Annotated in this window: 18 protein-coding genes; 1 reads left to right on the top strand and 17 read right to left on the bottom strand. The window is 43.3% G+C overall.

Annotated elements, in window-relative coordinates:
• Positions 1-96: 96 nt before the first annotated feature.
• From NNX04_RS09595 to NNX04_RS09675, 17 genes are all read right to left on the bottom strand, one after another.
• Complete coding sequence (locus NNX04_RS09595) at positions 97-627, bottom strand: hypothetical protein (protein ID WP_261948273.1); 531 nt, start codon at positions 625-627, stop codon at positions 97-99.
• Between the two features lie 79 nt (positions 628-706).
• Positions 707-1,225, bottom strand: a complete 519-nt coding sequence (locus NNX04_RS09600) for a hypothetical protein (protein ID WP_261948274.1) — start codon at positions 1,223-1,225, stop codon at positions 707-709.
• Positions 1,226-1,474 carry a hypothetical protein gene (locus NNX04_RS09605; RefSeq protein WP_261948275.1) on the bottom strand — a complete coding sequence of 83 codons (249 nt, stop codon included), beginning with the start codon at positions 1,472-1,474 and terminating at the stop codon, positions 1,226-1,228.
• A 155-nt stretch (positions 1,475-1,629) separates the two neighbouring features.
• Positions 1,630-1,896 (bottom strand): hypothetical protein, encoded by a 267-nt coding sequence (locus tag NNX04_RS09610; RefSeq protein ID WP_261948276.1) that lies wholly within the window; start codon positions 1,894-1,896, stop codon positions 1,630-1,632.
• 1,138 nt (positions 1,897-3,034) lie between these two features.
• Positions 3,035-3,565: a hypothetical protein gene (locus NNX04_RS09615; protein ID WP_261948277.1), complete on the bottom strand. Its 531-nt coding sequence runs from the start codon at positions 3,563-3,565 to the stop codon at positions 3,035-3,037.
• A gap of 80 nt (positions 3,566-3,645) precedes the next feature.
• A complete protein-coding gene (locus tag NNX04_RS09620; RefSeq protein ID WP_261948278.1) occupies positions 3,646-4,164 on the bottom strand; it encodes a hypothetical protein in 519 nt (172 codons plus the stop codon).
• Positions 4,165-4,394: 230 nt separating this feature from the next.
• Positions 4,395-4,607, bottom strand: a complete 213-nt coding sequence (locus NNX04_RS09625; protein WP_410004084.1) for a hypothetical protein — start codon at positions 4,605-4,607, stop codon at positions 4,395-4,397.
• 65 nt (positions 4,608-4,672) lie between these two features.
• Positions 4,673-4,918 carry a hypothetical protein gene (locus NNX04_RS09630; protein ID WP_261948279.1) on the bottom strand — a complete coding sequence of 82 codons (246 nt, stop codon included), beginning with the start codon at positions 4,916-4,918 and terminating at the stop codon, positions 4,673-4,675.
• Between the two features lie 97 nt (positions 4,919-5,015).
• Positions 5,016-5,534 (bottom strand): hypothetical protein, encoded by a 519-nt coding sequence (locus NNX04_RS09635; RefSeq protein WP_261948280.1) that lies wholly within the window; start codon positions 5,532-5,534, stop codon positions 5,016-5,018.
• Positions 5,535-6,050: 516 nt separating this feature from the next.
• Positions 6,051-6,200, bottom strand: coding sequence for a hypothetical protein (locus NNX04_RS09640; RefSeq protein ID WP_261948281.1), 150 nt, complete (start codon positions 6,198-6,200; stop codon positions 6,051-6,053).
• Positions 6,201-7,088, bottom strand: a complete 888-nt coding sequence (locus NNX04_RS09645; protein WP_261948282.1) for a hypothetical protein — start codon at positions 7,086-7,088, stop codon at positions 6,201-6,203. It lies immediately after the preceding gene.
• 366 nt (positions 7,089-7,454) lie between these two features.
• Positions 7,455-8,180: a Crp/Fnr family transcriptional regulator gene (locus NNX04_RS09650; RefSeq protein ID WP_261948283.1), complete on the bottom strand. Its 726-nt coding sequence runs from the start codon at positions 8,178-8,180 to the stop codon at positions 7,455-7,457.
• A gap of 31 nt (positions 8,181-8,211) precedes the next feature.
• Positions 8,212-9,072, bottom strand: a complete 861-nt coding sequence (locus NNX04_RS09655; RefSeq protein ID WP_040393832.1) for a response regulator — start codon at positions 9,070-9,072, stop codon at positions 8,212-8,214.
• Complete coding sequence (locus NNX04_RS09660; RefSeq protein ID WP_261948284.1) at positions 9,069-10,715, bottom strand: PAS domain-containing hybrid sensor histidine kinase/response regulator; 1,647 nt, start codon at positions 10,713-10,715, stop codon at positions 9,069-9,071. The genes NNX04_RS09655 and NNX04_RS09660 overlap by 4 nt, the downstream gene beginning before the upstream one ends.
• A 282-nt stretch (positions 10,716-10,997) precedes the next feature.
• Positions 10,998-12,497: an OmpA family protein gene (locus NNX04_RS09665; protein WP_261948285.1), complete on the bottom strand. Its 1,500-nt coding sequence runs from the start codon at positions 12,495-12,497 to the stop codon at positions 10,998-11,000.
• A gap of 368 nt (positions 12,498-12,865) precedes the next feature.
• Positions 12,866-13,582, bottom strand: coding sequence for an alpha/beta fold hydrolase (locus NNX04_RS09670; protein ID WP_261948286.1), 717 nt, complete (start codon positions 13,580-13,582; stop codon positions 12,866-12,868).
• Positions 13,583-13,615: 33 nt separating this feature from the next.
• Complete coding sequence (locus NNX04_RS09675) at positions 13,616-13,993, bottom strand: BON domain-containing protein (RefSeq protein WP_007646230.1); 378 nt, start codon at positions 13,991-13,993, stop codon at positions 13,616-13,618.
• A 193-nt stretch (positions 13,994-14,186) separates the two neighbouring features.
• Here NNX04_RS09675 and NNX04_RS09680 point away from each other — a divergent pair, with 193 nt between their 5' ends.
• A complete protein-coding gene (locus tag NNX04_RS09680) occupies positions 14,187-14,405 on the top strand; it encodes a hypothetical protein (RefSeq protein ID WP_007646228.1) in 219 nt (72 codons plus the stop codon).
• Positions 14,406-14,413 lie beyond the last annotated feature (8 nt).

Below are 14,413 nucleotides of genomic sequence, written 5' to 3' on the forward strand. Positions count from 1 at the left end.
GCTTCGCGAAGCGCGCCCTACCTAACAAGTAAGGCGCAGAAATAGTTAAGAAGATGAAAAAGACCCGAAAATAATTTTTCGGGCCTTTTTATTTCATTATGGGTGTTCGCCGGGCTGTAGATATTTTAGTAAAACTTGCTCGTCGATTGGGCCGGTAATATTTTCTATCAACAGTTCACCTGGATTCCAAAAGTCACTTAACGTGTAATAAATATTATTACCCATCAGCTTGGCTTTATTCATATTGTCTGCATATTTACGTCTTATTAAATCATCAACTTCAAGCCACCAGTTGTCGCCTATACCATCCATATCTTTGGATAAACCGCGAAGATTTCCCGTGGCACCGTCCATATAATCAAAATCGCCCACCTTTGCTTTATCGAGACTAAGCAAAGCATTTTTTTTCATCCGACTAAAATTAGGAATTACACGCTCTTTCCATTGTCGAAACTCCATTGCATAACGATTAGCTAAATTTGCATTCATGCTGTATTTCTTTTCAAAAATAGCAAAAGCGTCTTCCGCAGTCTGAAGCCCAGCGACATAATGCGCTGTAAACTCCTCCATATACTCAATTGAAGAAAAAAGTCTGAGTAATAATTTTTCTTTTAATTCAGGTATCATGCGATAACGTCACTCCCAGACTCTGACAACCTTACTTGCAAGGCTGCAAGAATTATTCTGTTTTTAGGCAGCACAACAATTACAGTTCACCTGCCTCATACCTTAGCGCCAGATCTTTTAATTTTTCCAACAAACCTCCTTCAAGCAACATATTCCTAGGAATATCCCATTGCTGCGGAGGAATTTCAGAAATGTAACTCGCACGACTAGCATTCCAGATATTAAAACCCGGTGAATTTTCTGCGCAGCAATGTGCCATTGCATTAATGCCGATGGACTCACCATTAAACTCTTTTCGCAGGCTACGCTCTAAATCAGAGACTCCACCTTGATCCTGTGGTTTAAAAAAACTATTTTCAAAACGGTCAACTATCCAAACTAAAGCATCTAACGGAAACTCCTCTTGATCAGACCTCCATGCCTTCTTAATTTTGCTCCAATACACAGTATGTATTACAAGATAATTTCCTTTTTTATAAAAATTGACATTTTTATCAGTAAACATTTCGTAAGTCACTGATAATAGGTAACGCTCGTCTGCCTTTAAGCGCAAGGGGTCAATCAACCCCAAAGGTTGCGCAATTAATTTTTGATTCATTTAAACCATCCTTATCGGCTTTAGTTCAATTGTTTTGACATTAGTCATGCCAGAAATAGGTGGCAGATTTTTTTCAAACGTCAATGCTTCTACAAAACGATAGCCATCTCTATTACATATTACCGCTGTAAACTCTATGGCGGCTTGCTTCGCGAAACGCGCCCTACTTAACAAGCGAGGTGCAGAAATAGTTAAGAATACAAAAAAGCCCCAGAAGCAGAACGCTTCCGTGAATTTTTTAATTACCATTTGAATATCTTTCCTCCGACGGCGGACTGGGTATCGAATTTAACCAAACTTTAGCGGTGATAGTATTTGCGGGGTGCGACAAGAACCGCGCCATAATTGACTCTAATCAGGGTTAGATATCAGCTCCATATTCGATCTGCATTCTCTTATTTTTTCTAGTGCCCACTCACTTTTGGAAAAAATTCTTCATCTGTTCCATCCAAAATCACACTGGCAATGCTCCCCTCAAAAGTTAATTTAGATTTTTTTAAATCTTTGAATAGCATCTTTAATGCAACCTCAGTGTCCTTAATGTAAATCCATTCATCTTCCTTCCAATACGTGTTTTTCTCCTTGGCAGCGACACTTCTAGTTACTAATGCCTCTGGTTGCTCATTAGCGACGCCCCATAGAAAATCTAATAATTTTATTTTTGAAATCATTTGTTTTCTCCAATTCTCTTCGCCTTAATCTGAACCTTAGTTAGTGCATCAACCAAAATTTACCCGCCACTAAAGCTTCTTTTTTCCAGTTGCATTCACATTGATATCAGAATATCCCAGCTTTATGCGCTCTGGTCAAAATGAAACATTTTTCACTGCCTCTACAGTAATTTCATCCTCATTAAGATTAGGGGAACCAAGTCTAATGCCATTATATTCTTTCTGAAAATTGGACAAATTTTTATTAATAATTATCCCACTGAGATACTTTGGGGGAACATCGTGACCATCAGCGCAAGCTCTTTTAATTTTTCCAACAAACCTCCTTCAAGCAACATACTCCTGGAAATATCCCATTGTTGAACTGTGGTTCGCGCAATCTAACCTTTACGATTCCCATTCCAGATATTAAAACCTGGTAAATTTTCTGAACAACAATGAGCCATTGAATTAATACCGATTAGCTCCACATTAAAATACTTTCTCAGACTACGTTCAAAATCAGAAAAACCTCCCTGATCTTACGACCGAAGAAAACCGTTTTCAAAACGATCAATAAGCCAAGGTAAAGAGCACAAAGGAAGCTCAACCTGATCAGCAGTCCATATTTTTCTTAACTAATCCCAAGAGATGCTTAACATAACCAGGCAGCAATATTTTTATAAAGAAAAACTTTTCTGTCGGAAAAAATTTAATATTTTATTTAAAATAGAAAACACTCATTTACTCAAATACTATCAGGATCAATCAACTCTAATAGCTATAAAATAATTTCTTCACTCATTTAAAAAATCCTTATTGACTTCAGTTGAAATGCTTTGACATTAGTCATTCCATAAACAAGTAGCGGATTATCCCCCAAAGTCAGTATTTCCACAAAACGATACTCTTATCTATTACATAATGAAGGCTAAAAATAAAATTCCTTAATCTTATACTAACAACCGTCTGCGTCAAAAAAACTATCAAATCATCTGACCTTCTGATTATTTCGGTAAGCTCTTACTTCCGATTATTACCGCCGCACACTCTATGACGGCTTACTTCGCGAATCGCGCCCTACCCAAAAAGTAAGGCGCAGAAATAGTTAAGAAGATAAAAAAATCCCGAAAATAATTTTCCGGGCCTTTTTATTTCATTATGGGTGTTCGCCGGACTGCAGATATTTTAGTAAAACCTGTTCGTCAATTGAGCCAGTAATATTTTCTACCAACAGTTCACCTGGATTCCAAAAGTCACTTAAAGTGTAATAAATATTATTACCCATCAGTTTGGCTTTATTCATATTGTCTACGTATTTACGTCTTATTAAATCATCGACCTCAAGCCACCAATTGTCACCTATACCATCCATATCTTTTGATAAACCGCGAAGATTACCTGCTGTCGAACGAATAGTAGATTTTTTACCTTTTTTGGCATTACTTAAAGCTAATATCGCATCTTCCTTCATTCCTCTAAAATTAGGAATTACACGCTCTTTCCATTGTCGAAACTCAATTACATAACGATGAGCTAAATTTGCATTAATGCTGTATTTCTCTTCAAAAATAGCAAAAGCGCCTTCTGCAGCATGAAGGCCAGCGACATAATGCGCTGTAAACTCCTCCATATACTCAATTGAAGAAAAAAGTCTGAGTAATAATTTTTCTTTTAATTCAGGTGTCATGTGATAACGTCACTCCCAGACTCTGACAACCTTGCTTGCAAGGCTGCAAGAATTATTCTGTCTTTGAGGCAGCACAACAATTACAGTTCACCTGCCTCATACTTTAGCGCCAGATCTTTTAATTTTTCCAACAAACCTCCTTCAAGCAACATATTCCTAGGAATATCCCATTGCTGCGGAGGAATTTCAGAAATGTAACTCGCACGACTAGCATTCCAGATATTAAAACCCGGTAAATTTTCTGCACAGCAATGTGCCATTGCATTAATGCCAATGAACTCACCATTAAACTCTTTTCGCAGGCTACGCTCAAAATCAGAGACTCCACCTTGATCCTGTGGTTTAAAAAAACCATTTTCAAAACGATCCACAAGCCATGGCAAAGCAGACAATGGAAATTCTTTTTGTGTCATATTCCAAGATTTATTAAGCTTGTTCCAAAATACGGCATGTATTACCAAGTAATTATCTTTTTTATATAACCTTACCTTTTTTTCCGGAAACATCTCATAATTAATAGAAAATAGAAATTTCTCGTTGACTTTTAATTTATCTGGATCAATTAGACCTAATGGCTGAGAAATTACTTTTTGCTTCATTTAACCCCCCCCTTTTCGGCTTTAGTTCAATTGTTTTGACATTAGTCATGTCAGAAATAGGTGACGGATTTTTTTCAAACGTCAATGTTTCTACAACACGATACTCGTATCTATTACACAATGAAGGCTAAAAATAAAATTTCTTAATCACATGCTAAAAAACGACTGCGGCAAAAAACAATCAAATAATCTTGCCTTCTGATTATTTCGTTGAGCAACCATTGAAAAATTTATTTTACAAGCCCGTATAGCTTTTTGTACTGATAGTCAATTTCGCATAAAAGATCTGATAACTCAGGATTACCTTGCTCAACCTCTCTTATAGATTGAACACCTAAAATTATATTTCTTACCATTTCTATATTAGAATTACTTTTAAAAGAACCACTCACTTCAAAATCGCTTTCAATAAAGTCAAGCTGATTTTTAATTGAACGCCACAACGGAAAATCGGGATTTTTTTGTAAAAGAGCATCTACAATCGACTGAGCTTTGTCGATATGAGTTTTTAATAAACTAATTTTTTAATACTCACACTTATTTTTAATAAAATTTCCAGATTGAGATAAGCTGTGCAGTGGAATTTTAGGCCTTTGAAGATACCCAGACCTTTCTTGCCTGCCAGTACATAGTTGCTACCGAGCAATGGAATTTGATAAAGCATCAAATCGCCGAGCATGAAGAACACACGGACAACAGTTTGGTATACACGTGTTTTTATCGGTGGATCAAACGCCCCCCAAGCTGAATGCATAGGGGCGGGCAGAAAATTTTATGGATACTCACCAGGTGCTAGGCAACCTTGGTTGCAAGGCTGCCAGAATTGTTCTGCGTTTGAGGCAGCACTACATTTACAGTTCACCTGCCTCATACCTTAGCGCCAGATCTTTTAATTTTTCCAACAAACCGCCTTCAAGCAACATATTCCTAGGAATATCCCATTGCTGCGGAGGAATTTCAGAAATGTAACTCGCACGACTAGCATTCCAGATATTAAAACCCGGTAAATTTTCTGCGCAGCAATGAGCCATTGCATTAATACCAATGGACTCACCATTAAACTCTTTTCGCAGGCTACGCTCAAAATCAGAAACCCCACCTTGATCCTGTGGTTTAAAACAACCATTTTCAAAACGATCCACCAACCAAGAAAGCACTTCCAGAGGAAATTCCTTCTGCTCCATATCCCAATGTTTCTTTAGCTTCCGCCAGAAAACAAAATGAACAACCAGACAGTTACCTTTTATGAACAACCTTACTGTTTCATCAGGGAACATTTCATATTTAATTGAAAACAAAAATTTCTCATCTTTCTTAAGATTATCCGGATCAATCAACCCCAGAGGGAACAAAACTGTTTTTTGATTCATTTAACCTCCCCCCTCTTGACCTTAGCGGTATTGTTTTTACATTTTTCATTTCAGATGGGGCAGAAAATTTTACGGATACTCACCAAGTACTAAGCAACCTTGCTTGCAAGGCTGCCAGAATTTTTCTGCGTTTGAGGCAGCACTACATTTACAGTTCGCCTGCCTCATACCTTAGCGCCAGATCTTTTAATTTTTCCAACAAACCTCCCTCAAGCAGCATACTCCGGGGAATATCCCATTGCTGAGTTGCGGTTCGTGCAATATAACTTTTACGATTCCCATTCCAGATATTAAAACCTGGTAAATTTTCTGAACAACAATGAGCCATTGAGTTAATACCGATGAGTTCCCCATCAAAATCCTTTCTCAGACTGCGTTCAAAATCAGAAACACCTCCCTGATCTTGTGACCGAAGAAAACCGTTTTCAAAACGATCAATAAACCAGGGTAAAGAGCATAAAGGAAGCTCAACCTGATCAGCAGCCCATATTTTTCTTAACGGATTCCAAGAGATGCTTAATATAACCAGGTAGTCATTTTTTTATAAATAAAAACTTTCCGATCAGAAAACATTTCATATTTTATTTCAAATAAAAAATACTCATTTACTCCAACCCTATCAGGATCAATCAACCCTAATGGCTGTAAAATAATTTCTTGCCTCATTTAAACACCTCCTCTCGGCTTTAAAATTATTGTTTTAACATTTTCCATTTCAGAAATAGACTTCGGATTATTTTCAAGTGTCAAAGTCTCCACCACCCCGTAATGAGTACTACCTTGACGAAATTGCGTCAGTCCATTACCAGTGAATTCGCTGTTAGCTCCAATTTCCGTTCTAACATTATGGCGAGCCAAAAAATTTTTTTCTTCGCCGGAAGACAATGATTCTGCATAGAACTTTTGATGATCTGCATTAAACTCGTTGAGTCCAGCGTCCTTAAACGTATCTATGTGCTTTGCGTACTGTTTCTGATACTCGGGTGTCATAACTTCAGACAAAACCGCAGAATCATGCTTACCGCCTAAATATTTTTGTGTCGGCTCTTGCATATTATCCCATGTAGGGATCAGCGTATTTTGGCCAAACAAATCACCCTTTTCACCTCGATCAATAATGTGCAGTACATAGTCCTTGGAAGGATCGTAAGGAGTACCCAGGATATCGGCAATCAGTTTTGGGTCGGTATCAGCATTTTCCAACTGATCAAAACTCGTGGCCCATATTGGTACAAGCTTGCTATCGCGCTGATAAGCGAGCTTCGCATCTGGATCAATGTTTTTAGTTTGGAAACTAACCAGAAACCGCTCCTGACTCACCTCGTTATTTTTTACTTTGGCCAACTGCTGCTCATCTGTGTATTTAGCTTGGTAGCCCGCTGTTATCAATCGTTCACGTGCATCTTTCAGGCAGTGCGCACAATCATCCAAGGTTTGCGGCGGTGCTTTTTTGGCTGGCGGCTTTTCAGTATTACTGCTCGCTGAAGAATTATTAGCCTCCGGCGCCAAAGGCACCGGTCTAGTTGATGAGTGCTTTTTAGAATTTGCACCCATTGCGCTGGTGCCAGCGGCAGCGTTGCAACGAAGCGAAAGGTTGAATAGGAATCGCTGGAGTAGCGTTTTGCTGAAGATGAACGGGATGGATTTGAGCGACTGGTCAGCTCATAGGACTGACCAGTAAAGCTTTTAATAATGAGATTGACCAAAATTGCATCCTTGTGTTGATGATCGCGTAGAAACTTAAACGCGCAGTGTAAGGATTCAACGCTGTATGTCCAGAGTTAAGGAATCAGTGAGTTAAAACTGTGATGCCAGTCGGGTAAGAGCGGGCGCACTATGTGTGCCAAGTGAAGCAGAGAATAACTACCCCAGTGCAGAATGTTGTACTTAACATTGACTGCACTGGGGATGTAAATTGGTTCAGGTTTGGGCTGCTCCCAACAACCGCTGCATTTCCTTCCGCACTACGGCGTAGCATTCGCAAGCATAACCCTCAAGGCTTTTGCGATTGAGTACGGATATGTGCCCGCGCCGGTAACTAATGCATCCATTTCCCTGCAAACTCGCTGCAGCAGCCGTAACACTTTCGCGGCGCACGCCGAGCATGTTGGCAACTAATTCTTGCGTGAGTACAAATTCACCCGAGGTGATGCGATCCAAGGTGAGTAGTAACCAGCGGCTGAGTTGTTGTTCCACTGAGTGGTGGCGATTGCACGCGGCGGTTTGGGAGACTTGAGTGATAAGTGCCTGGGTGTAGCGCAGCAGCATTTTTTGTAGGGCAATATTGTTTGCAAACTCTGTATTTAACAGCGTCCGTTCCAGGCGATAAGCGTAACCGCTGGTATGCACCATGGCCGAACTGGGTGTGGTATTGCCGCCCATAAACAGCGAAATACCCACCATACCTTCATTGCCCACGCCGGAAATTTCCACCGAGGCGCCCGAGGTAGTGACATAGTGCAATGACACTATGGCGCTCGTGGGAAAATAAGCGTGCTGTAATTGTGTGTTGGGTTCGTAAAGCATATCGCCCAGGCGCAATTGCACTAATTCCAAATTCGCCTCAAGCGGCGCAAGATTGGCGGCAGGTAGTGCGCCCAGTAAAAAATTCAGTTGGGGGGTCTGCATTTTTTCAGCGGAAATCATCGATGCGCCCTTTGGTTTTGTGAGTGCAGAATTAACTACTGGCGGTATTGTTGATAAGGGCATTGCTGTACACCATTTGTTTACACTGCACGCCTATGCCGCGATAGCCGATAAAGCGACAGGCTTGATCAAACATGGGTTCACCACTCACACGATAATGCTGCTGTGAACCGTCGGGATAAGTGCGGCTGAACGCAAAATCAATAAAAGGTTGGCGCGCTTCAATAGCCGCGTGTAATTGCGCGCGCTCGGCGGCGTCCCATCCGTCCGGGTCATCACCCTTGGTGCTGCCATCCAGTGTATCGACGCGAATGCCGAGCATATCCAGTACCGGGCCAGACACTTTGGTGAAATAACCGCGTTCATCCTGTTCCCAATACCAATCGGAGGCCAGCTCGGTCAGGCTGCGAAAACGCGCTTCACTTTCGCGCAATTCTGCAGTGCGCTCGGCCACTTTTTCTTCCAGTTCTTTGCTGTAGTCTTCCAATTTTTTATACAGCAAACGCACTTCCAGCATATTGCTGATCCGTGTTTTCACTTCAATTAAATCAAACGGCTTGCTGATAAAATCTTTAGCGCCAGCCTGCAATGCACGCAGTTTATGTGCGGGCTGGGCGGTCAATACAATAACCGGCAAATAGGCGTCGGTAATATTGGTACGCAAACCCGCCATCACTTCAAAACCATCCATGCCCGGCATTTGTAAATCGAGCAAAATTAAATCGTATTGGTGCTGGCGATGCAGGGCGCAGACCTCCAAGGGGTTGAGGGTAGCGCTGAGATTTTTATAGCCCGCCTCGCTGAGTAATTGCTCCAGCAATTGCACATTGGAGAGCTGATCATCCACGATTAAAATTTTTGCGTTTAGCAAATCCATCGTCGTCAGCGTCATAGGGGTTGCCCCGCGTGTGGCGCCGGGTGCGCATCAGCATGTTTGAGTGTGAGATCGAGCGTATCCATAAATTCATTCACTTTAATGGGCTTGGTGAGGTAGCGGAAAAAACCGGCCTCCAAGCCCTTGGCAATATCGCGCGGCATTGCATTTGCGCTCAGTGCCACAATCGGAATATGTTTGGTGCTTGGGTCTTTGGCGAGAATAAGCAGCGCCGTAATACCGCTGATGCCGGGTAAATTAATATCCATCAAAATCATGTCGGGCAGTGCACTGCGCGCCAGTGCAACACCTTCCAGGCCGTCGCGCGCGGTAATTAATTTAATGTCCGGGCGACGCGCAATCAGGTCTTCCACCAACATCAAATTGGCGGGATTGTCCTCTACATACAACAACAAATGTTGTGCAGCATTCGTTTGGCGATAGGTTTTTGTCGGCTCATCACTGACTTCACCGACATCCTGCACACGGGTATTGGTTAAATCCATTTCCACCCAAAATACGCAGCCCTGCCCTACCACACTGTCCAAACCAATGGCGCCACCCATTAATTCCACCAGCCGTTTGGTCATAACCAAACCTATGCCAGTGCCCTCTTCCGCATTGGCTTCCTGCCCAAGGCGATTAAACGGCTGGAATAATTGTTCGATTTGTTCGGGCGCCAAACCTGAGCCTGTATCCTCCACGGAAATACGAATGCGCCCCGGCACACGCTCCTCACAGGTCACAGTGACACTGCCGCCCACACTGTTGTATTTAATGGCGTTGGATAACAAATTAATCAGCACTTGTTTAACGCGGGTGCGATCTGCCTTCACAAAATAGCGCATGCCCAGTGGCGGAAATGTCACACGAATACCGCGTTTATGCGCTTGCGGTTCAATCATCGCCGCGCATTCCAGCATCACATCCGCCAAGCCCATAGGCTCAAGCGAGAGCGATAATTTGCCCGATTCAATTAACGCCAAATCGAGAATTTCATTAATCAATTCCAGCAGATACCATCCCGCTTGCAGTATCTGATCGATGCTGCGTTTTTGTGTGTCGGTTGGTGGTGGATTACCCGATTCAATTAATTGTGCAAAACCTAGAATCGCACTCAAGGGTGTGCGCAATTCATGGCTCATGCTGGAGAGAAAATCGGATTTGGCGAGGTTGGCTTTTTCCGCAATCGCCATGGCCTGAGTTAATTTCAACTCGGCTTGTTTGCGCTGGGAATTATCGGTACCAATTAATAAATAACCAATCAAACCATCTTCATCATCACGCAGTGGCGTGATCGAGACTATTGCCGGAAAACGACTGCCGTCTTTGCAGATGTAAGTGAGCTCGTAAATGTCTTCAATACCGCGCGATGCCTTGAACGCGAGCGCTTCAAAACCGGGATTAATCTGCGTACCCAATTCCAGACTCAAGGCTTGCGCACGCTCCAACTCCTCGTGTGGATCATAAATATCGCTGGGGGTAATTTTATTGACTACATCAGCGGCAGCGTAGCCCAGTGAACGCTCTGCGCCGATATTAAATAATTGGATAATACCTTTTTCGTCAGTCGCAATAATGGAGAAGTTTGCGCTATTCAAAATTGCATTTTGCAAAGCGCCGGTTTTTAACAGTGCCTGCTGCCGCCTTATTTCACTCATACTTTCTGCACTGCATGTATTGGTTGGAGGAACAGCATTCTCTTTTGTATTAATCATGTACCAATACCCTAAAAAATAAACACTTATTCAAGTGCAACCTGCCTACAGCAGTGCGAATTTCGCACCCCCTGAGGCAACCGAGAATAATCATGATGTTTTAGGGTGTTGTCTGTACGCTACCGAACATACAGAAACATAAATACAAACTAGAGATGATGGGTAAAAATGCAAAAAGCCAGCAATTGCTGGCCTTTTGATCACAATCCGGCTATTGCGGTGCAATTATTTTTGCGGGTAAGCAAAAATTACGTTTACGCGGCGATTATCCTGTTGACCAGCAGCACTGGTGTTGTAGGAGTAGCGACGGGTTTTACCAAAGCCTTCTGCAGTCAAGCGCGAGCGCTCAATACCTTCCTTGGTTACTAGATAATCCACTACGTTTTGTGCGCGCTTGAGTGAGATCTCCTGCGCAAGTGCCGGCGTGGTTTGCAAATCAGCGGTGTGGCCTTCAATAGTGGCGGTCACGGTTTTGTTTTCTTTCAAGAATTTGGCAACCTTGCCCAACTCATTGTGGTACTGCGGTTTAACGGCAGCGCTGTTGTTATCAAACTCAACCAACATGCCCATAGTTACCCGCGCTGCAGCAGGCGTTAAGCCTTCAATATCACTGGCGCAAGAGATCATGGTGTTGATGCGACGGTTAGCGCGTTTACCATCTTCCGTTGCATTGCTGGCGATTGGGCGGGTATCGCCATAACCTACGGCGCTAACACGCGAGCTGGCAACACGTTGTTCGCGCACCAAATAACTCATGACACTTTCAGCGCGATCACGCGACAATTCCATATTGGATTCAGGCGTGCCGACGTTATCCGTGTGGCCTTCAACAACGGCTTTGGTGTCCGGGTATTTTTTCAGGAAGGTGCCAACTACCGCCAGGCGCTCTAAGTCTTCGCGCTGGATTTCGGCATTGTTAATTTCAAATTGCACATCGAGCGTGGTGCAGTATTCATCGCGCATTTGATCGCGGCGAGTCACTGGCTCTACGTAGGCTGCAGCCGGTGCTGCATTTGGCTCACCAAAGCGATACAGCGCGCCGAGTGAGTACATGTTGATGTTGCCGTTATTGCCCATTACATCATTAATGGCATAGCGCTCTGCTTCAAGGCGCATACCGAATTTTTGAGTGAAATCATATTGCAGACCACCACCCCATTTAAAATTCACATCGCGATCGCGGCGATGGCGATCGGTAACAATCACGTTATCGCTACCTTGAAAGCGGTCTTTCGATTCACTGTAATGTGCACCGGCACGGGCAAAGGCCGATAATTTTTCAGTCATTGGCAATGAGCCAACCAAATCCAGATTAAAACCGCGGGTTTTGGTGCGGGTTTTTAGTGCGCCTTCATTTCCTTTAACGGCACGCGAACCAAACTGTCCCAAATCAAAATAACCACCTTCAATGGCGAAGTTGTCATTCAATTGGTAACCGGCAAATACTTTGTAGCCGTTGTCGCGATCATCATCAGTCAGTGACGTTAAACCACCACCGATTTCGCTTTGGGCGATTGCGCCGTCGTTAATACTTTCGTGGGTCTGGCCAATATTTAAACCACCGTACCAATTTGAAGTAAGGTCGTATTTGTTGTCAGCTTGCGCAAACAATACCGGGCTGCTCACCATGGCTGCAAGGCTGATTGCCAATGCAAGACGGGTAGGCTTGAGTGATTGGGTGCGTGAAATATTTTGGGTGTGTAAATTAGTTGGTGTGTGTTTCATGTGTAGCTCCGGGAGATGTGCCGTCCGTGATTGCGCGGAGTGCGCAGCCAGACCTTAGGCTCAATAAGCTGAGCGGCTTCTTCGGTGGCCAGTATCTGGTTTTCTAGCAGTGAGATCGGTGCGCTGGCAAACGGAGACAGTGTTATTTTTAAAGAGTTTCAATTTTTATGCTGGTTTTTCAATTTTATTGTTCAGTTTTTCAGCAATATTTTTTTGTAGCCGCAATTAAAGACCAGTGCCGTTAATTTAACCTGTTGGTGTTAGGCATACCCGCGTGCGCAGGTTTAACAAAAGGTGAATATTTCAGAGTGTCGCTTTACCCGATGAATAATTGCTGAATCAAATTATTCAGCAATCAACGAGTTTTATTAATGAATAATTTTTGCAAGCCATTGGATTAGCGCTTCATTAACACGCTGTGGTTGTTCAAGCGCAGAGAGGTGCCCGCAGTCACTCACCATCATCAAACCTGCGCCTTCTATTGCCGCCACCATTTCCTGATGCAGACCTATAGGGGTCAGTGCATCCTCGCGACCGCACAACACCAAGGTTGGACATTTAATTAATGATAACGAGGGAATACTATCGATACGACCGGCGATGGCGCGCTGCTGGCGAATAAAAATTTTATTGCCCAGGCTCATTGCCATATCGGTAATTAAACTGATGAGATCTGCATCCTCCATATGCATGGGGTGCAGCTGTTTAGGCATTAGTGCTGCAATAACCGCTTGGTAATTGGATTCTGCCTGTTCAATTGCTTCGTTGCGCATGTCGCGCGCAATAAGCGAATCGGGCCGCGCACTGGTATCCAGTAATGCAAGCGCCACAATCCGTTCCGGCGCCTCGCGCATAATTTCCAGTGCAACATAACCACCCATCGACAAACCAGCCAAGGCAAATGGCCCGGCTGGCGCGCTGGCTAAAATGTCCGACGCCATTTCGGCGATGGTGTGGCCTTTGGTTAAATCGCCAACAGTCACCTGCGCAATTTCCGCAAGCCCGGATACCTGGTGTTGCCACAAGCGTGAATCATTCACCAAACCAGGCAATAAAACGAGATGCGGATATTGAGCAGCTAACATGTGACTCTCCAATAATAAGAAGCAACTAAAACACTATTTAATGCGCATATCATTTTTTACCGATTTAACACCACCGACACCACGAGCAACACTCACCGCGCGGTTGATATCGCTTTGTGAAGTTACAAAACCACTGAGCTGCACCACACCTTTAAACGTCTCAACATTAATTTCTGTCACTTTGAGTTCTTTGTCCTCAAGGATGGCGGCTTTTACTTTCGTGGTTATGACACTGTCATCAATATATTCGCCGGTGCTTGAGCGGGTGGAGGTAGAACTGCAACCCACCAGTACGGCGAATAAAAATGCCATTAATAACGCAATGCTAAAAACATGGGCAGCACGTGCGCCAAGTTGCGCAGTAGTCGCTGTGGCGGTGTTAGTAAAAACAGGTAAATGAAAAGTATTCATAGGAAGCCTCTTTAGGAATGAATAAACGACCATAAGAGCATGCCGGTTTAACTACACCAACTCCGTACGGCAGGGCACAGAACCACCTAAATCGATAATTTTTTTGTTCGCACGGCATGTACGCTAGCGCACCGACAGCCGCCACTCGCAAATTCCAGAATGTGCTTCTTTTATTAATAACAGAGCAAACTTTATGGATCTGAAAAAAATTATCGCCCTGGCATTTATCATTATTGGTATTGCCGGTCTTGCTTACGGCGGTTTCAGTTACACCAAGGAGACACACGAAACCAATATTGGCCCGCTGAAGTTGAGCGTAAAAGAAGAGCAGCGAGTGAACATTCCCTTATCGCTCGGTATTGGTTTTATTATTCTGGGCGGGGTATTGCTCGCTGTGCGCATTAAACCCTAGTCATGAAC

Source organism: Cellvibrio sp. QJXJ (assembly GCF_024452345.1).
Classification (GTDB): domain Bacteria; phylum Pseudomonadota; class Gammaproteobacteria; order Pseudomonadales; family Cellvibrionaceae; genus Cellvibrio.